Raw genomic sequence first — 17924 nt, forward strand, 5'->3', positions numbered from 1 at the left:
TAACATTTAGTGTTTCCTCTGTTTAACCTAACCTTAACAAAAATGTTAAAATTATTGGTTCAGTTCGAAATTTTAAGAAGCTGGACATGAATATCATTAACCATATTTCTTGTTTTCTCCAGGTCGGTATTGCTAACAATAAAATCTGCTAACACTATTTTTTCCTCGTCTGGCCATTGATTGTTGATCCGGTTAAGCACTTTTTCCCTTGTACTGCCGTCTCGATCAATAACTCGCTGTATACGAGTGCTTTCCGGTGAAGTAACCAGAATTATCCTGTCATAGTTGTTTTGGGAACCAATTTCAAAAATAATAGCTGCCTCCTGAATAACGTAAGGTGATTTTTGCCGCGATTTCCATGACAAAAAATGTTTTCTTACTGCCGGATGCACTATTCCATTAAGCTGTTCCAAAAGGTTGGGGTCTTTGAAAACTTTACTGGAAATGTACGTTTTGTTTAACTTTTTGTCTAAATAGGCCTCATCCCCAAACAATTGTAGAATTGCCTTTTTTACTTTCTTGGAGGACCGCATAAGGCGCTTGGCTTCCTTATCAGAATTGTAAACAGGCACTCCTAGTGCTTTAAACATTTTTGCGACCGTTGTTTTTCCACTACCAATCCCCCCTGTAAGCCCAACTATCATTGTTCCCTTCTTAGAATAAACTCTACCTGCTTTTCCAACAGCACGGCACTTTGAATATCAACCGGTTTTCTTCGTAACTCCAACATCAACGTTTTAACATCGTTTCCTTTAATGGAACCGTAGTCGGCAATAAGTTGAAAGTCCGAAGCACTTAAGTCCTTCAATTTATCAATTTTGGCCTTGCATAGAATAGATACCACATTGGGAAAGGTCTTAATCTCCGTACCTGCTGGAAAATTTACCACCTCCACAGGGACTTCTATGACCTTTTCTGAAAATCTGGATACCTTCCCGGATACTTGGACGCGCCTAACGGAAAAAGAAGTGTTTTCCATACTCTCTAGCAGTTCTAGACCTATTGTTTCCGAAAAGTCGGACGACAAATTTGAAAAAACTTTTGGTTGGGTGCGCACCACGGTTATGGAATCAATTTCACTTTTTGGCCCTGTTATGGTTACTTTTTGGGGTTCAACATGCAGTACGCCGTCCAATAGATAGTTTTGGGACATATTAATTTCAACATTGGGCGTTATGGGAACTTCTTTGGAATAGATTTTTTGAAAATCAAAAAACAGCGTATCCTGATCAATTTCCAACAAATTCATAGAACTGGAAAGTTGTTTTTCGATCTGTTTTATATAGCTATCTTGGGAAATGAAATATTGTGAGCCCTTTTTTTCCAATACGGACAAATCTACCTTTACATTTTTGGGGTCAAACCCAAACCATAAAAATTGAAATCCACTGGCCCTCAATTTTACATCTATTTCTTGTTTGGAGGCCTTGCTTAGAAGTAAACTATCCGGAACGTTTATATAGCGTAACTTAAATTGTGCCCTATTGGTATAGGGTTCGGACAAATTGCTGAGGAACCATAAGAATCCCGAGCATACCAAGAACAGTAAAAATATCTTTACTTTTCTTTTGCTCAATCCATTTTTTATCCTTTGTATCACACTACAAATTAGTTTTAAAAAACAACTTGGGAAACAATTCTTGCGGATTCTTTTTACTAAAGCTCAATAAGGTGGTAGCTTTTAGAAATCCATATCCATATCCAAAAAACTGAATGGCCACAGCTACTAATGATAGGAACGCAATGGACAGGCTTTTATTATTTATGAGGGCATGCACTAAAATGAGTGCAAAATAACAAGCATAGCACCAAAGCGGATAAGTTGCATAAACTGCGTTGCCCCAAACTGCAAGAACCACTGACGCTATTAGGCCCAAACAAAACAGGGAAGGAAACCAATACGTTATTTTCCTGGTTTTAGGGTGCCATTTATTTAGTATAGGACGTACCATCCCAAATTTATTGACCTGTACATAGAATTTTCTCCAATCTATGCGGCGTTTATGGTATACGAAAGCTTCGGGTATCAATTTGGTGTCAAATCCCTTTTCCCATATCCGAATGGTAAGATCCGGATCTTCACCGGGGTGTATGTTACCAAATCCTTGGGTATCGGTAAAGGCTGCTTTGGAGATACCCATATTAAAACTTCTGGGCTGAAACTTATCCACCGTTGCCTTTCCTCCCCTAATACCACCGGTGGTAAGGAATGAGGTCATGGCATAGTTTATAGCCTTCTGAACTTGGGAGAAAGATGGGTGCGCTGCATCTGGCCCTCCAAAACAATCCACATAATGCCGAGAAAGTGATTGCTCTACGGCTTCTAAATAATGAGGTGGTAAAATGCAATCGGAATCTAGAATTAAAAAATAATTGCCCTTGGCACGTTGCATACCATAATTTCTAGAATCGCCAGGACCTGTATTCACCTTGGGCAAATACGTTATATTCAGTTGATTTTCAAAATTGCCAATAACTTCCTTGGAATCCAAGGTAGAGCCATCTTCCACTACAACCACTTCAAAAGGGCCTTTATAAGTTTGGTGCAAAAGACTATCCAAGAGTTCTTTAATCTCGTTGGGCCTATTGTATACGGGAACAATAAAAGAATAAACTAAATTCATCACCTGCTTACTAAACAACACGGCCACCCTTATTCTTCAGGATGGCCATTGGGTTGGTATATAGTTCTATTCTGTAAAATGGTCTATTACCTCTTGACTGACCCCGGTATTGGAAAAACCGCCATCGTGGAAAAGGTTTTGCATGGTGACTTTCTTCGTTAGGTCAGAGAACAGAGAAACAGTGTAATCTGCACAATCCTGAGCTGTTGCATTGCCCAAGGGCGACATTTTATCCGCATAGCTTATAAACCCATCGAATCCTTTTACCCCCTGCCCGGCAGTGGTAGGTGTTGGGGATTGTGATATGGTATTTACCCTTACCTGTTTTTCCTTTCCAAAGAAATATCCAAAGCTTCTTGCTACAGATTCTAAATAGGCCTTGTTATCTGCCATATCGTTATAGTCTGGAAAAGTACGCTGGGCAGCCATATAAGTTAGGGCAACGATACTACCCCATGCGTTCATAGCATCTGCCTTATATAGGCTCTGCAATACCTTATGGAATGAGAGTGCGGATACGTCCCAACCTTTGGCCGTGAAATCATATTTTTCATCCGTGTAGGCTCGGCCCTTACGCACATTTACGGACATCCCGATAGAATGTAATACAAAATCCAATTTTCCTCCTAGGATTTCCATGGACTTCTCTACCAGATTGTTCAGGTCTTCTTCACTAGTGGCATCTGCCGGTACGATTTCGGAACCGGTCTTTTCCGCCAATTCTTTTATCTGGCCCATCCTCATTGCAATTGGGGCATTGGTAAGTACAAACGTACCCCCTTCAGCGTGCACGCGTTCTGCCGTCTTCCAAGCAATCGAATTTGCGTCTAGCGCACCAAAAATAATTCCTTTCTTTCCTTTTAATAAATTGTAAGCCATTTGGTTTGTGTTCTTGGTCCCATTTAAATTTGGGATAAATTAATGCCCAAAGATATTTAAAAAAGTAAGAATTAAGCAGACCATGGACATAAGTCGCAACTTTAAGACAAGTTAGCGCCATTTTTAGATGGGCAAATGGCGGGCCTATTAGTTTAAGAGTTGTTTTGCATGTGCTATTGCCGAATCCGATAGTGCTTTTCCTCCCAACATTTCGGCGAGTTCTACCACCCGTTCTTCTTGGGATAAGGGCTTCATTTTAGTGTTGGTAATATTTTCGTGATCTTCCTTGTATACCTTAAAATGATGATCACCTTTGGAAGCCACTTGTGGTAAGTGGGTAATTGAAAAAATTTGCATACTATTACTCATATCGGCCATTATATCTCCCATACGGTTGGAAATCTCTCCAGAAACCCCTGTATCGATCTCATCGAACATCATAGTGGGCAACTGCTCATATTTTGCCAAAATGGATTTAATCGTCAGCATTATCCGAGACAATTCCCCTCCGGATGCTACCTTTTTCAATTCTCCAAATGCCGTTCCCTTATTAGCCGAAAACAAGAAACTGAGGTCGTCTTTGCCATTACGTTTAAAAGTATCCGCAGGACTCAGCTCTATTTTAAAAGAAGCATTGGGCATGCCGAGAGTAGCCAATGTTTCCTCTAACTCTTGCTTTAATTCTGGTATAACGCTCTTTCGTTTAGACCTTAGTATATTGGACATAGCCTCCAATTCTTGCCTCAAAATTGCTAATTCGTTTTCCTTCTCCGTAATATCTACCTCTATATTCTCTACTTTACCAACGGTCGTCTCAAGTTCTTCTTTTATGGACAGTAGGGCTCCAATGTCTTGGACCTTATGTTTTTTCTGAAGGTCGTACAACAATTGTAGTTTGGTATTTACCTCTTCCAAAAGCTGTGGGTTTATGGTTACCTTGTCTTGCAAAAGACCAAGTTCTGCAGAAATATCATCCATTTCTATGAAAACGGATTTTACACGATCGTGCAACGCCTCGTATGTGCTGCCAAACGATGCCAACCTGCTAACTACCTGCTTAAGTTCCGTTAGTGTTCCTAACGCACCCATTTGCTCATCATTAAGTATTTGATGACCTTTGGAAAGCAATTCCATAATGGTTTCCGAATTGTTTAGCAAATCGTATTGGGCTTCCAATTCTTCTTGCATGCCTAGGGTAAGCGAAGCCTCTTCCAATTCTTTTAGTAAAAAGCTATTGTAATCGTGCTCCTTAGTGGCATTTTGCTGAAAATCCAACAACTGTTCCAAGGCGCTACTGGTAACTCTATAATTTATTAGTTTTTCGTTGTAGTCGGCCAATCGCTCCCCATTATTGGCCAGTGCGTCTATTACCTTCAATTGAAAATCGTTATCCGCCAATTGCAGTGTTTGGTGTTGCGAATGTACATCGATCAACCGGTCACCCAGTTGTGAAAGTACTGCCAAAGTAACTGGAGAATCGTTTACAAACGCCCTAGATTTTCCGCTGGGTAGTATCTCGCGCCGAATAATGGTGCTCGATTCATAATCCAAGTCATTTTCATTGAAAAAAGGTTGCAGTTTGTATTTGCCGATCTCAAATTCGGATTCAACAATACATTTTTGTTCCTTGACACGGAGAGATGATAAATCTGCACGTTTTCCCAGTACAAGTGACAATCCACCCAATAAAATGGATTTACCGGCACCAGTTTCGCCCGTAATCACAGTAAAACCATCCGTAAACGAAACGTCTAGATGATCTATAAGGGCATAATTTTTTATTACGATTGAAGTAAGCAATATGTTTTATCTAGTATTGCCGTAAAGATAATTTATATTCCAATGGAAAAGAATGGGGGTCAATAATTTATTTCATTCCAAGTGCTGGAATAAAAAGGAGCAATATTATTGAGCGTTTCCTTAAGTTTTACAATATCTACTTTGGGACCATCGGAAAATACGTTTCTGATTTCCTCGGATTTGGCATCGAAAAACGTTTGTATAAGAAATGCGTTGGGCCTACGCTTAATCAAGGTTTGAAAAAGTCGCATACTTCCGGAGATCACTTGTTTTCCCGTGCTATTATTGTCCGCTAAAATATCCAGGCCTTTTCTATGGTAGTTGTACATGGCTATCCTATACTCCCTGAAGGTATTGGAGAGCAAATTGTCTACCAATTCAAAACGTGTACGCTCCCCCGTAGATTGGCTCCATCCCGTAAAACTACTTCCCTGTGCCTGGGTAACTATTTGTTGAGCCTTTTTATAAAGGTCATTACCACCTTCGAGGGTAAAGGTATCTGCATCCAAGCCTAATATTATGTATACGTAGTAGGTGATTACTCCCACCAAATTTGAGTCGAAAACATTTTCATTGTATACCAGCGGCTGAAATTCTATATATTCAAAATTGAATTGATCGTCCTTGTAATTGAAAATTGGACTTTCATAGGAAGTATTAAAAACTGGCCTGGAAGACTGCAATTGAATGTTGGCCTTAAACCTGCTAGATTCAAATTCCGTAACCGTAATAAACATTCTGGCATTTACCCGTTCGTTTTCCAAATACGTTCTATTTGTCCATCTACTCTTGTTGACAAAATCGTTAAGGGAACGCTCCAAGGTCTTAAAAACTTGCTGATTCGTTTGGCTAACCTGATCGGAATTTACCGTAATTACGCAGTTAAGCTCCTGAGCTCTAATAATCAGAGAGAAAAACAAACAAAAAAAGATTGTAAAAATATTACGCATTGATCCTGCTTATAATTTCATTTAAGATATCCAATGCAACAGCTGCCTTGGTCTTAACATCAAACGTTTTAATATCCAAATTCTTATCTATGAAGGATATTTTATTGGTTGCCTTGCCAAAACCCGCCCCCGCGTCGTTCAACGAATTTAGAACAATGGCATCCAAATTTTTCTTTTTAAGTTTTCCTTTGGCATTTTCCACTTCATTTTCCGTTTCCAAGGCAAAACCAACAAGGAACTGTTTGTTCTTTTGTTCCCCAAGGGAAAAAAGGATGTCTTTGTTTTTAACCAGATCGATGGCCAGCTCGCTTTCTTTTTTCTTTATTTTTTGATCGGCTACGGTTTTTGGTTTGTAATCGGCAACTGCAGCCGCACAGATTGCAATGTCCACATCCCTATAATGCTTGTGAACCTCCTTGTACATTTCGTCTGCCGATACCACCTTAACCAAAGTAATAAAAGAATGTTCTACTGTTAGATTGCTAGGGCCCGATACCAAGATTACTTCCGCGCCTAAATTGGCTGCCACCTTGGCAAGTTCAAAACCCATAAGGCCGGAGGAATGATTGCCAATAAATCTCACCGGGTCTATGGCCTCGTAAGTTGGACCTGCAGTAATCAATACTTTCTTACCACTAAGGGGTAGATCTTGGGATAAAAAATTGTTTAAAAAGGCTACGATATCCTCGGGCTCTGCCATTCTTCCCTCGCCATGCAGGCCGCTTGCCAATTCACCGGTGCCTGCGGGTATCATTAGGTTACCAAAAGATTGTAATTTTTGGAAAGTTGCTTTGGAAGCAGGATGTTTGTACATATCCAAATCCATGGCCGGAGCGAAGAAAACCGGGCATTTAGCGGACATATAGGCTGCAAGCAACAGATTGTCGCAAGTGCCATTGGCCATTTTGGACAAGGTGTTCGCCGTTGCCGGTGCTATAACCATTAAATCTGCCCAAAGGCCAAGTTCTACGTGGTTGTTCCAATCTGTTTGCCCTTCTTCCTCGGTATTCACAAAGGATGATAGTACGGGATTCTTGGAGAGGGTCGCCAAGGTAAGGGCAGAAACAAAAGAACCGGCGCTTTCTGTCAAAATTACCTTGACATTGGCGCCGGATTTTATAAGCAATCGGACAAGAAAGGTGGTTTTGTAAGCGGCAATCCCCCCAGTAATTCCCAAAAGGATATTTTTGTCGCGTAACATTTCCCTATGCGTCTTTCTCCGTATTCCTGTAGTAAATTTTATCCTCTAACCACTCCATTACTGCAAGAGCGTGTGGTTTAGGTAATTTTTCGTAGAATTTTGAAACTTCGATCTGTTCTTTATTTTCAAAGACTTCTTCCAAGCTGTCGCTATAGGTAGCAAACTCTTCAAGCTTTTCTAAAAGTTCCTTTTTAATTTCAGAATTGATCTGCACCGCCCTTTTTGCAGCTATAGATATAGCTTCATAGATGTTATCGGTTTTTTCATCAAACTCGTTCTTGTTGATGGTAACCGTTGAAACCGGGGCATTAGAATTTTTCAAATCATTCATATTCATCTTTCTAAAGATTAATTACTTGTCTTTGTAGCTATTTGGACTTTATTTCTTTCTCAATTTTTTCCAAGAGATTATCTGCTTTTTTGGCGTATTTGGTCTCTGGAAAGTATCTTTTTAATGTATTATAGGCACTTTTGGCCGTTTCCAATCTTTCGGGCTTTTTATCGTCCGTACTGTTCAATGCCAAGTTGGTAGTAGCCTCTACCTTATAATATAGCGCATCTTCCCTATAAATGGATCCAGGATTATCGGACACAAAATTATCCAAGGCCGCTACCGCCGAAACTAACAATGGAAAGTTAAACTCTCCCAATTTGTTGTATTGTTTGGCAATCTCTATAGATTTCTTTTCTTTTTTGGTAGTTAGCTCCTGGGCCATTACGTTGGCTTCGGGGAAAAATTCCGAATCGGGGTAGGTATTAATGAAGTTCTGCAATTTCTGCAAAGCCTTGTCAGTATCTGTCTGATCCAATGAATATTCCGGGGAAAGCATATAATAACTTTTAGCCCCTATAAAGGCCGCTTCCTGTATTTTATCGCTCTTTGGATACGATTTTATAAACCGTTCGAACTGGTAGCCAGAAAAATTATAGTCTTTAATCTTAAAATAGGAATTGGCAAAAAAGAACATTACCCTTTCACCCTGAGGTTTGCCCACATACTTTGGCGCAATCTGCTCGAACAGACGATTTGCCCGCTTAAAATCGCCTTCATTATAAAATTTCTCAGCCAAGTCGTACTTTGGTTTTACATCCTCATTCTTAAGTACTTTCTGGTACTCGCTGCAAGAATGCAAAACAGCTGCCAACAACATAAGGGGAATAAGTTTCCTCATTTTTAAAAACATTTTGCAAAATTAGGGATTATCTATGGATATAAAAAACATTTTTACATACGCTAAGGTAGGCCCAAAGCCCTGAAGGTTACAACTCTTTTAGCTAAGTTTTAACTTATATTCCCTTATCCCTAACTAGGCATGAACAGGATAAAAAGCATGCATAAAGGCAACTATTTGTTCTTTGAGGTCTTTAGAGGCTTCCACTAAGGGTAACCGCACCAACGCATTTGAAAGCCTTAAGGTTTCAAAAACAGCTTTTATGCCAGCAGGGTTGCCTTCTTTGAAAATAAGTTCCATACCCTTAAGAAGCGTATAATGAAGGGCGTATGCTTCTGAAGGATTACCGTTAATCCCCAAACGGATCATACTCGAAAATTCTTTGGGAAGACCTTGTCCCAAAACAGATATAACACCTACTCCCCCAGCCAGTACAGTTGGCAAGGCCGTAAAATCATCGCCAGAGATTACCATAAAATCCTCTGGTTTTTGTCCAATGAGTTCCGCTACTTGCAACATATCTCCGGAAGCTTCCTTAATTGCTATGATGTTTTTACAGTCCGTGGCAAGACGAACAACGGTTTGTGGAAGCATGTTGCTGCCAGTGCGTCCGGGCACGTTATATAAAATAATAGGCTTGGATGAAGCTGCCGAGATGGCTTTAAAGTGTTGATAAATACCTTCCTGGGTGGGTTTGTTGTAGGATGGGGACACAGATAGAATTGCGTCAAAATCGTCTAAATCCAATTGCTGCAATTCCGAAACCACAAGGGCAGTATTGTTTCCGCCCACTCCAAGTACCAACGGAAGTTTTCCGCCATTTGCGGCAACAACGGTATGGATTACCAACTCCTTTTCTTGTTGGCTTAGGGTAACGGATTCGCCCGTGGTGCCCAAAATCACCAGATAATCCATTCCACCATCAATGTTATAATGTACTATGCGTGCCAAGGCATCGGTATCTACCGAATTATCTTCCCTAAATGGGGTTACCAAAGCAACACCTGTACCATGCAACTGCTTCATTTCTTAATTTCATTTAGTACCACCAGATATTTACGTAACTCCTTTTTAAAGGTATTAAAATCGTTCATCGAGGTCTTTAAGATCAAATCATTCAACTTTTCATCTACTTCATCAAAACCTACACGTATCCTTGCCCTGGTCTTAATGCTCATTAATTGCAACAAAAGGTTTTCCTCTGTATAGTAATTGATCAACATATCATATTCCCTACTTAGGAACTCCAAGGCATAACTGTTTTCGATAGCTCCGTTCCAACCCAAATCCTTATCCGAAAACACCGGAGTGGCATAAGGAGAATTCTTGTCATAATAATCCTTATAACCAATGATCCTAACGGCATTGGGCCTTAGGGAAAATTCTTCTACAAGATCATAGAACTTATTGGCATCATCAAACTTGTCCAGATCAACAATACAACCCACAGAAGTAATGCCCTTGCTACGCTGCACTACTTTAGAGGTACTGTCCATTTCCTCCTTCAGGTATTTAAGTCCAGATTTGTACTTAAATTTGTCTTTAATTCCCTTTAAAAACATGTACTTTTACATTTCTACAAATGTAATTAATATCCATGCAAATCTAATACGAAGATAAGAAGGATTATGATTTTAAAAATGCAACAAATTGTTTTATTTGTAACAATTATCGGATTTAGCTCGTGTCAGGAACAGAAATCTTCACTTCATCAAATACACGGGCGGCAGTTAACAATTACGGATTCTATTAAGGGTCTAGACTCCATTACCGCTTTTGTGGCCCCCTACCACAATAGAATTAACCAGGTATTGGACAGTCCGCTGGCATATGCTCCTAGAATGATTACAAAAACCGTAGGGAAATACAATACCACCGCCGGAAACCTTATGGCAGATATTGTGTTGGAAATGGCAAATCCCATTTTTAAGGCCAGAACGGGAAAAGAAATTGATTTTACGGTACTCAACCATGGCGGTATCCGCTCGGTAATTTCAGCAGGTAACGTAACGGCCCGTACGGCATATGAAATAATGCCCTTTGAAAATTTGATCGCCGTAGTTCCTTTAAAAGGGAAATCCGTAAGAGAACTGGTCTCCTTTTTAATTGCTTCGGACAGGGCCCATCCTATTGCCGGTATGCAAATTTTGCTCAACAAGGATGGGGCGCTTAAATCGGTAAATATAAATGGTAGTCCGTTTAACGAAAATAGGACCTATTACGTAGCCACTTCGGATTTCTTGGTCGCCGGGGGGGATAATATGGGTTTTTTTAGTGACAATGCCACGGTTACCGATATAGACTACCTTATACGTAACGCCATAATTGATTATTTTAAAAAAATGGACACTATCGCGCCTGTTATTGATGACCGATTTACAAAACTCAACTAACTATGGATAGAAGATCTTTTATCTCAAATACGGCAGCTTCGGCCTCTTTTTTAGGACTGGGCGGACTCTCCTTAAACTCTTGTATTGGGAGTGCCAAAAAGCAAATTACCATATTACATACCAATGATGTGCATAGCCATATAGACCCATTTTCCGAAGCACATTCGGAGTTTCCCAATTTGGGAGGGTTGGCGCGTAGGGCAAGCTTGGTCCAAAGTATAAGGGAGGAAAACCCCAATACACTTTTGCTCGATGCTGGAGATATTTTTCAGGGTACTCCTTATTTTAATTTTTATGGTGGGGAACTGGAGTTTAAGTTAATGAGTATGCTAAAATATGATGCGGCTACTTTAGGGAACCACGATTTTGACAATGGCATAGACGGCCTCTTTGCACAACTACCACATGCCAAATTTGATCTTATTACCGCAAATTACGATTTTAGTAACACCATCATGGATGGATATACGAAACCCTATAATATCTATACGGTAGATGGTCTTAAGGTAGGTATCTTTGGCCTGGGGATTGCCTTGGATGGCCTTGTTACCAAAAAATTATATAAAGAAACCAAGTACTTGGATCCATACGAAATGAGTCAGGAAATGAGCAGGGTACTCAAGGAACAGGAAAAATGCGACTTGGTGATTTGCTTATCACATTTGGGATATGAATACGAAGACCCAAATAGGGCCAGCGATCTTGCATTGGCGGAAAAAACCGAAAACATAGACCTCATTATTGGTGGGCATACTCATACCTTTTTAGACAAGCCTACCATAAAAAGAAACTTAAAGGGAAAGAATGTGCTGGTAAACCAAGTGGGCTGCTATGGCATTAATCTTGGTAGGATTGATTTTTATTTTGATGGCGAAGAAAAGGTAAATGCAGATGGTGTAGCCATTAGCGTTTAACCCATTACTACATTTACATTTCTAGCGACTTGTAATGAAGGACTATATCATAACCCATACCGAAAAGCAAGATTTGAAGGTAATCTGCTGGATGTTCAATGAAGCCATCGTTTACCAAAAAAGAAACAACTATCCCGTTTGGCCTCCTTACGACTCCAACATACTGGCCAACTATATTGTAAAGAAGGAACAACGCAAAGTTGTAGTTAACGACCAGATTGCCTGCGTATTTAGCGTTTGTTATTCCGACCCTTTAATTTGGAGAGAAATGGACGGGGACCCTTCGGTATACCTGCATCGGCTTGTTGTAAACCCAAACTTTAAAGGGCAACGTAATTTTGAGAAGGTACTGAAATGGACCATCGCACATGCAAAACAACTAAAACTTCGATTTATACGCATGGATACCTGGGCAAATAACCCACCCTTGGTAGACTACTATCTTAGTTTTGGCTTTAAAGTAGTTGAATACTTTACAACCCCAGATGTAGCCGAATTACCCATACAACAGCGAAAGAATGAGGTGGTGTTGCTTGCCATGGAAATTTGAATACCAAATTGCTACGTGATTCTTTTTTGGTTTTTTGGTGCTGTCCAGTTTAGCTTCCCTTCAAGACATAGTTAACCAACTCTTGCCCCTCTTCTTTCAGAGTACTTTTGGGGTATTGCCTGTGGGCCCGTCTATACCAGTATTTTGCATTCCAATCGTCTCCTTCTTTTCTGTGCAGGTAAGCGTGGATCCAATTACCTACAACTCCCGGAATATCTTGTGCTATATTGTGCGATGCCTCCCAGTTATCCTTAGCGTCCCACCACAATGCCCTAAGTTCCGCGGGCCAATCTCCCAACGGTTCGGAACCATCCAAGGTTTCCATAAATTTTTTATAGTTTTTCGGTAACATGCTTGTTTGCTTTGATAAATAAAAATAGGTATTCGTACTAAAATTACCTCCTTTCGTCCAATACGCCTTGATTTACTTCTTTACAATTGTTTATTTACAATGTACAACCGACTAATTTACTCATTAAACACAACCATTATGATTAAAAAATCAATTACGCTCGCAATGATCGGTATAATCGCCATAGGGTCATTGTCACAATTAAAAGCACAAGACGAAGCGGCGGAAAGTCCTATGTGGGAATCTATTATCCTGACTCCTGACAACACCAAACTTAAGATTTTGGGAGAAAATATGAGGAAGCACAACCAAAAATACCATAGCGAAGATGGCCCATACAAAGCCAATGTGTTCAATATAGCTAGTGGACCGAATATTGGAAAATTAGTATGGATGATGGGTCCTCTTAAATATGCACATTTAGATTCCAGACCAGCAGAGGGGGGCCATGACGAAGATTGGAGGGATAACGTAATGCAATACGTGAAGAAAATTCAGAATGGTGAATATTGGAAGGGAGATGTAGCGCTTTCCAATACAGAAATGCTAACCGGGGATGCCTCCGTATATCCTATCCTTTTTGTACGATATTGGGAGTTAAATTTAGAACATGCCCATGGTACCCCAAGATTGTTAAAATTAATCAGTGAAACCATAAAAGGCATGGAAAAAGAGTTTCCATGGGGGGTATACTACAATGAATTTAGACAAGGCACAAAAATCGGAAGACATGTGGCTACCGTGGGATTCTCAAAAAAATGGGCCGAATATGATGTGGACCTAAATTTTAAGAAAACCTTCGAAAAGGTACATGGTGAGGCAGCTTGGGATCCATTCGTAAGGGATATGGATATGCTACTTGATGACTCATGGGACGAAGTCTGGACCTATAACAAAGAACTTAGCGGCAAATAACGGCCTACCAACAAACCAGCACCAACATTAAGACCTCTTCGGGGGTCTTTTTTATACCATAGCCAAAAAGTCGTCCTCGGATATAATCGGTACCCCAAGACCTTCGGCCTTGGTCTTCTTACTAGGCCCCATATTGGCCCCTGCCACTAAATAATTGGTTTTGGAAGATATGGAAGACCCTACCCTACCCCCATTGTCCTCTATCAATTTTTTTAACTCGTTTCGGCTTACCTTTTCAAAAACACCCGAGACCACAAACGTTTGCCCTTTAAGTTTCTCTGTCTGGTTTAGGAGTTTCTCGGCCGAAAGTTCAAACTGAAGACCATACTCCTTTAAACGTGTGATGATTTTCTGGTTTTTTTCGTTTTGAAAAAACTCCACGACACTGAAAGCAATGCGTTCCCCAATTTCATCCACGGCTACCAGTTCTTCGCTAGATGCGCTCATCAATGCATCTATATTTTTATAGGCTTTTGCCAATTTTTTTGCAACGGTTTCACCCACAAATCGTATTCCCAGGGCAAAAAGCACACGCTCGAACGGAATTTTGACAGATGCCGCAATTCCATTGACCAGATTTTCTGCCGATTTTTCCGCCATACGTTCCAAAGGCAGTACTTGTTCTTTGGTCAGTGTATACAGATCCGCGTAGTCTTCTATAAGCCCTTCCTTAAAAAGTAGTTCCACGGTTTCGCCTCCTAGTCCCTCAATATCCATGGCTTTGCGCGAAATAAAATGTTGTATTCTTCCTGTAATCTGAGGCGGACAACCGTAATAGTTGATGCAGTAGTGCTTAGCATCCCCTTCGGTACGTTGTAAAGGGGTGCCACATTCCGGGCATTCAGAAATATATTCAGTAGGGGTAGAATCATCCGGACGTTTGGATAAATCCACAGCAATAATTTTAGGTATAATTTCTCCGCCTTTCTCCACAAAGACCGTATCCCCTTCCCGTATATCGAGCTTGGCAATTTGATCTGCATTATGTAAAGACGCTCTTTTCACCGTGGTCCCGGCCAAAAGCACGGGCTTAAGATTTGCCACGGGGGTAATTGCCCCTGTACGCCCCACTTGATAGGTTATCTCATGGAGAACGGTAGACACCTGTTCTGCTTTAAATTTATAGGCCATTGCCCATCTAGGTGCCTTGGCGGTATATCCCAACTCCTCCTGGTATTGGATTTTATTGACCTTTATGACCACCCCATCCGTTTCGTAAGGTAGATCGTGTCTATGGTTATCCCAGTGCTCCACAAATTGCATTACCTCATCGGTGGACTTACAAAGTTTGGCAATAGTGGGTACCTTAAAACCCCATTCCCTGGCCTTTTCCAACATCTGAAACTGAGAGGTAATACCGGTGTTATTACCAACAATACTATACAGTAAACAATCTAGCGGGCGTTGTGCCACCAAAGCACTGTCTTGTAACTTTAAACTTCCAGAAGCGGTATTCCGCGGATTCATATATGGATCTTCACCTGCGGCTATGCGCTCTTCGTTCATTTTGGCAAAACCATCGAGAGTAAGGATAATCTCTCCCCGTATATCAAACTTTGGAGGATAATCGCCCTGTAATTTTAAGGGCACGGATTTTATGGTCTGTACATTGGTGGTAGCCTCATCACCCTGAAATCCATCTCCCCTGGTAACGGCCTTTACCAATTGTCCATCCTCATAGGTTAGGCTTATGGAAGCACCATCATATTTTAGTTCGCAAGTAAATTCTACCTCCACATCCCCCAATATGCGTTGAATGCGCTTTTCCCAGTCCAACAGATCTTCCTTGGAATAGGAGTTGTCCAAAGAGTACATACGATGCTCGTGCACAATGGTTTCAAAATTCTTGGTAACGGCTCCGCCTACTCTTAAGGTTGGGGAGGTAGGATCGTGAAATTCCGGGTGTTGAGCCTCCAAAACTTGCAGTTCTTTTAGTTTGATATCAAATTCGTAATCCGATATCGTAGGATTGTCCAACACATAATAATTATGGTTGTGCTGTCGCAATTCTTTGCGCAATTCCTCTATTTGTTGCTTAGTGTTCATTAAACCTGTTCTTTTTTTATCCATTTAGGCACGTGCATGGGACTATATTGTCTCATCTGCTCCAAGAGGCTTTCCACATGATCGTCTACCAAAATCATATGATAGTTCTCCTTTTTTACGAAGCCGCGGTCTACCATAGTACCCAACATTTTCAGCAAGGGATCATAAAAACCATTCGTATTTAAGATGGCAATAGGCTTTTGATGCAACCCCAATTGCGCCCAGGTGAGCATTTCAAAAAATTCTTCCAAGGTTCCATAACCTCCAGGGAGCATCATTACCCCATCTGAAAGCTCGTGCATTTTAAGTTTGCGTTGATGCATATTTTGGGTGATGATCAATTGTGAAAGCCCCGTATGAAACACCTCTTTTATTTTTAGAAAATCTGGAATAACCCCAATAACCTCCCCTTTGGCCTGCAACGCTCCTTGAGCCAACTTACCCATGACCCCAATTTTTGCAGCCCCGTACACCAAAGTGATATTTTGTTTGGCAAGGGTTTGGCCCAATTGATATGCATGATCTATAAATAAGGGATTGTCCCCCTCACTACTTCCACAAAAGACTACTATACTCTTCATAAGTAATTTTTATTCACTTTTACCAATTAGGTTTGTTATCCTCACCCAATTACCCCCTTCAACATCCTATCATTGCCGAAAATATCTTTTCGCAGTTCAATTTCCAAAAAATTCTGCGCTTCTAAAAGCGCTACCGTTTCCTTTCCCAAATATTGATTGATTTCAAAATAAAGAATACCACTGGTGCTTAGCTTTTTGGCTGCCAAACTTGTTATGCGTTCGTAGAACAGTAAAGGTGATTCGTTAGGGACAAAAAGTGCCACCTCGGGTTCAAAATCCTTTACATTTTTGCGCATTGCCCGTTTTTCCGAAAGTCTTACATATGGCGGATTGGAAACGATGATATCGAAGGTTTCATTTAAAGGCTCCGCGGTTAAGACATCTGCCTCTATAAACCTAATTTCCACGGCATTATTGATAGCGTTTTCCTTAGCTAATTGCAATGCTTCGCTAGAAATGTCCATCGCAACTACCTTGGCACCCGGCAGGTTTTTTGCGAGAGTAATGGCAATACACCCGCTACCTGTGCCAATATCAAGTATTTTCAAGTTGTATTGTCTTTCGCTAACAGGGATCGATTCTGCTGCCGTTTTGTTATGTTTCTTTTCAATATCCTCCAAAATCCATCTTACAAGTTCTTCCGTTTCGGGCCTAGGAATCAATACATCTTTATTTACCTTAAAAGTTAGGTCATAAAAATAGGTCTTACCCAAAATGTACTGAACCGGGGTTTCTAGTTTTAAAGCATTTAGTCCTTCAAACAATGGTTGTTCCTCCTCTTTGGACACAATTAGGTTGGGCTCTAACGCCAAAACGAAACGTTCTAGACCCAGATAATGGGAAGTCATCAAATGGAAAAAACTTTCCACTTCTTCCGTTTGGTAGAGGGAGTCTAACTCTTTATGGAATATATTTTTGATCTCTTTTAAGAGCATTTATGAAGCTTTGTTTATACTATCTGGAATAGTAATTCAATATCTTTTAGGTTGCTTATATACCTAACTTCCCTATTAAACCACCGTTTTTCACTAGGCCCAAATTTAGATGCTCTTTATCATCCACACCGGGCAAGAAAAATGGCCGGTATTTCCCATAGGTGCATCGATATATTGGAACCCGGTCTTTACGTATAATTTTTGGGCAGCTTTCATATAGGGCATAGTCTCCAAATAACACTTTTCAAAACCGTATTCCTTGGCACGCTCCAAACAAACTTCCATCATTTTGGCACCAATACCCCTACCCCTTGCGCTTTCCAAAAAATACATTTTTTGCAATTCGCAGACATTTTCTTTGGAGCCCTCCAACTGGGCAATCCCGGAACACCCCACTATTTTCCCTGCCATCTCGGCAACAAAGTATGTGGCCTTGGGCACATTGTAATTTTCGAACATTTGGTCTAGCGCCTTATCAGCATAGGCAGTACCTACTTTTGGCACACCCATTTCTATTAATACCTCCCGGATTACTTTGGCAACTTCCACATTATCTTGAAGGGTTATTTCCCGAATGGTTATGGCTTTCATATATACAAATCAATATCTCTT

Annotated in this window: 20 protein-coding genes; 4 read left to right on the forward strand and 16 right to left on the reverse strand. The window is 40.6% G+C overall.

Features of this window, described 5'->3' with window-relative positions:
- Positions 1-59: 59 nt before the first annotated feature.
- From coaE to ACEQ81_RS11295, 11 genes are all read right to left on the reverse strand, one after another.
- Entirely contained in the window at positions 60-644 is a 585-nt protein-coding gene (gene coaE, locus ACEQ81_RS11245; protein ID WP_411030986.1) for a dephospho-CoA kinase, read from the reverse strand.
- Entirely contained in the window at positions 641-1600 is a 960-nt protein-coding gene (locus ACEQ81_RS11250; protein WP_411030987.1) for a YbbR-like domain-containing protein, read from the reverse strand. Before ACEQ81_RS11250 ends, coaE begins: the two co-directional genes overlap by 4 nt.
- Before the next feature lies 1 nt (position 1601).
- Entirely contained in the window at positions 1602-2624 is a 1023-nt protein-coding gene (locus ACEQ81_RS11255) for a glycosyltransferase (protein WP_411030988.1), read from the reverse strand.
- A gap of 66 nt (positions 2625-2690) precedes the next feature.
- Positions 2691-3503: an enoyl-ACP reductase gene (locus tag ACEQ81_RS11260; protein ID WP_411030989.1), complete on the reverse strand. Its 813-nt coding sequence runs from the start codon at positions 3501-3503 to the stop codon at positions 2691-2693.
- A 147-nt stretch (positions 3504-3650) separates the two neighbouring features.
- Entirely contained in the window at positions 3651-5303 is a 1653-nt protein-coding gene (recN, locus tag ACEQ81_RS11265) for a DNA repair protein RecN (RefSeq protein WP_411030990.1), read from the reverse strand.
- A gap of 59 nt (positions 5304-5362) precedes the next feature.
- Positions 5363-6253 carry a DUF4835 family protein gene (locus tag ACEQ81_RS11270; RefSeq protein ID WP_411030991.1) on the reverse strand — a complete coding sequence of 297 codons (891 nt, stop codon included), beginning with the start codon at positions 6251-6253 and terminating at the stop codon, positions 5363-5365.
- Positions 6246-7454, reverse strand: coding sequence for a bifunctional phosphopantothenoylcysteine decarboxylase/phosphopantothenate--cysteine ligase CoaBC (coaBC, locus tag ACEQ81_RS11275; protein WP_411030992.1), 1209 nt, complete (start codon positions 7452-7454; stop codon positions 6246-6248). Before coaBC ends, ACEQ81_RS11270 begins: the two co-directional genes overlap by 8 nt.
- Positions 7455-7458: 4 nt before the next feature.
- The gene (locus tag ACEQ81_RS11280) at positions 7459-7791 is read right to left on the reverse strand and encodes a DNA-directed RNA polymerase subunit omega (protein ID WP_411030993.1); all 333 of its coding nucleotides are present in this window, start codon (positions 7789-7791) and stop codon (positions 7459-7461) included.
- Positions 7792-7822: 31 nt separating this feature from the next.
- Positions 7823-8638, reverse strand: coding sequence for an outer membrane protein assembly factor BamD (locus tag ACEQ81_RS11285; protein ID WP_411030994.1), 816 nt, complete (start codon positions 8636-8638; stop codon positions 7823-7825).
- A gap of 123 nt (positions 8639-8761) precedes the next feature.
- Positions 8762-9652, reverse strand: coding sequence for a 4-hydroxy-tetrahydrodipicolinate synthase (gene dapA, locus ACEQ81_RS11290; RefSeq protein WP_411030995.1), 891 nt, complete (start codon positions 9650-9652; stop codon positions 8762-8764).
- A complete protein-coding gene (locus ACEQ81_RS11295; protein ID WP_411030996.1) occupies positions 9649-10188 on the reverse strand; it encodes a DUF6913 domain-containing protein in 540 nt (179 codons plus the stop codon). Before ACEQ81_RS11295 ends, dapA begins: the two co-directional genes overlap by 4 nt.
- Positions 10189-10266: 78 nt before the next feature.
- Between ACEQ81_RS11295 and ACEQ81_RS11300 the strand changes: the two genes are divergently transcribed.
- Genes ACEQ81_RS11300 through ACEQ81_RS11310 form a run of 3 tightly spaced genes read left to right on the forward strand, consistent with a single transcriptional unit; the run spans position 10267 to position 12483 of the window.
- Positions 10267-11019 carry a 5'-nucleotidase C-terminal domain-containing protein gene (locus ACEQ81_RS11300; RefSeq protein ID WP_411030997.1) on the forward strand — a complete coding sequence of 251 codons (753 nt, stop codon included), beginning with the start codon at positions 10267-10269 and terminating at the stop codon, positions 11017-11019.
- 2 nt (positions 11020-11021) lie between these two features.
- Entirely contained in the window at positions 11022-11933 is a 912-nt protein-coding gene (locus ACEQ81_RS11305; protein WP_411030998.1) for a bifunctional metallophosphatase/5'-nucleotidase, read from the forward strand.
- 34 nt (positions 11934-11967) lie between these two features.
- Positions 11968-12483: a GNAT family N-acetyltransferase gene (locus tag ACEQ81_RS11310; protein WP_411030999.1), complete on the forward strand. Its 516-nt coding sequence runs from the start codon at positions 11968-11970 to the stop codon at positions 12481-12483.
- Between the two features lie 49 nt (positions 12484-12532).
- Here the strand turns inward: ACEQ81_RS11310 and ACEQ81_RS11315 are convergent, their stop codons facing one another.
- Positions 12533-12835, reverse strand: coding sequence for a hypothetical protein (locus tag ACEQ81_RS11315; protein ID WP_411031000.1), 303 nt, complete (start codon positions 12833-12835; stop codon positions 12533-12535).
- A gap of 138 nt (positions 12836-12973) precedes the next feature.
- Between ACEQ81_RS11315 and ACEQ81_RS11320 the strand changes: the two genes are divergently transcribed.
- Positions 12974-13750 carry a hypothetical protein gene (locus ACEQ81_RS11320; RefSeq protein WP_411031001.1) on the forward strand — a complete coding sequence of 259 codons (777 nt, stop codon included), beginning with the start codon at positions 12974-12976 and terminating at the stop codon, positions 13748-13750.
- Positions 13751-13801: 51 nt separating this feature from the next.
- On the opposite strand, the gene ligA is transcribed toward ACEQ81_RS11320, so the two are convergent.
- From ligA to ACEQ81_RS11340, 4 genes are all read right to left on the reverse strand, one after another.
- Positions 13802-15796 carry an NAD-dependent DNA ligase LigA gene (ligA, locus tag ACEQ81_RS11325; protein ID WP_411031002.1) on the reverse strand — a complete coding sequence of 665 codons (1995 nt, stop codon included), beginning with the start codon at positions 15794-15796 and terminating at the stop codon, positions 13802-13804.
- Positions 15796-16377 carry a TIGR00730 family Rossman fold protein gene (locus ACEQ81_RS11330; protein ID WP_411031003.1) on the reverse strand — a complete coding sequence of 194 codons (582 nt, stop codon included), beginning with the start codon at positions 16375-16377 and terminating at the stop codon, positions 15796-15798. Before ACEQ81_RS11330 ends, ligA begins: the two co-directional genes overlap by 1 nt.
- 41 nt (positions 16378-16418) lie before the next feature.
- Positions 16419-17312 (reverse strand): peptide chain release factor N(5)-glutamine methyltransferase, encoded by an 894-nt coding sequence (gene prmC / locus ACEQ81_RS11335; protein WP_411031004.1) that lies wholly within the window; start codon positions 17310-17312, stop codon positions 16419-16421.
- A 105-nt stretch (positions 17313-17417) separates the two neighbouring features.
- Complete coding sequence (locus ACEQ81_RS11340) at positions 17418-17903, reverse strand: GNAT family N-acetyltransferase (protein WP_411031005.1); 486 nt, start codon at positions 17901-17903, stop codon at positions 17418-17420.
- Positions 17904-17924: the final 21 nt, after the last annotated feature.

Source organism: Spongiimicrobium sp. 3-5 (assembly GCF_046557915.1).
Taxonomy (GTDB): Bacteria; Bacteroidota; Bacteroidia; order Flavobacteriales; family Flavobacteriaceae; genus JBHEBG01.

Bases quoted from the DNA above. Each gene is read 5' to 3' on its own strand.
- ACEQ81_RS11310 (WP_411030999.1), top strand. From the start codon at position 11,968: ATGAAGGACTATATCATAACCCATACCGAAAAGCAAGATTTGAAGGTA.
- prmC (WP_411031004.1), bottom strand. From the start codon at position 17,312: ATGCTCTTAAAAGAGATCAAAAATATATTCCATAAAGAGTTAGACTCC.
- ACEQ81_RS11260 (WP_411030989.1), bottom strand. From the start codon at position 3,503: ATGGCTTACAATTTATTAAAAGGAAAGAAAGGAATTATTTTTGGTGCG.
- dapA (WP_411030995.1), bottom strand. From the start codon at position 9,652: ATGAAGCAGTTGCATGGTACAGGTGTTGCTTTGGTAACCCCATTTAGG.
- ACEQ81_RS11295 (WP_411030996.1), bottom strand. From the start codon at position 10,188: ATGTTTTTAAAGGGAATTAAAGACAAATTTAAGTACAAATCTGGACTT.
- coaBC (WP_411030992.1), bottom strand. From the start codon at position 7,454: ATGTTACGCGACAAAAATATCCTTTTGGGAATTACTGGGGGGATTGCC.
- ACEQ81_RS11300 (WP_411030997.1), top strand. From the start codon at position 10,267: ATGCAACAAATTGTTTTATTTGTAACAATTATCGGATTTAGCTCGTGT.
- ACEQ81_RS11305 (WP_411030998.1), top strand. From the start codon at position 11,022: ATGGATAGAAGATCTTTTATCTCAAATACGGCAGCTTCGGCCTCTTTT.
- coaE (WP_411030986.1), bottom strand. From the start codon at position 644: ATGATAGTTGGGCTTACAGGGGGGATTGGTAGTGGAAAAACAACGGTC.
- ACEQ81_RS11340 (WP_411031005.1), bottom strand. From the start codon at position 17,903: ATGAAAGCCATAACCATTCGGGAAATAACCCTTCAAGATAATGTGGAA.
- ACEQ81_RS11280 (WP_411030993.1), bottom strand. From the start codon at position 7,791: ATGAATATGAATGATTTGAAAAATTCTAATGCCCCGGTTTCAACGGTT.
- ACEQ81_RS11320 (WP_411031001.1), top strand. From the start codon at position 12,974: ATGATTAAAAAATCAATTACGCTCGCAATGATCGGTATAATCGCCATA.
- ACEQ81_RS11285 (WP_411030994.1), bottom strand. From the start codon at position 8,638: ATGTTTTTAAAAATGAGGAAACTTATTCCCCTTATGTTGTTGGCAGCT.
- ACEQ81_RS11255 (WP_411030988.1), bottom strand. From the start codon at position 2,624: ATGAATTTAGTTTATTCTTTTATTGTTCCCGTATACAATAGGCCCAAC.
- ACEQ81_RS11330 (WP_411031003.1), bottom strand. From the start codon at position 16,377: ATGAAGAGTATAGTAGTCTTTTGTGGAAGTAGTGAGGGGGACAATCCC.
- ACEQ81_RS11270 (WP_411030991.1), bottom strand. From the start codon at position 6,253: ATGCGTAATATTTTTACAATCTTTTTTTGTTTGTTTTTCTCTCTGATT.
- ligA (WP_411031002.1), bottom strand. From the start codon at position 15,796: ATGAACACTAAGCAACAAATAGAGGAATTGCGCAAAGAATTGCGACAG.
- ACEQ81_RS11315 (WP_411031000.1), bottom strand. From the start codon at position 12,835: ATGTTACCGAAAAACTATAAAAAATTTATGGAAACCTTGGATGGTTCC.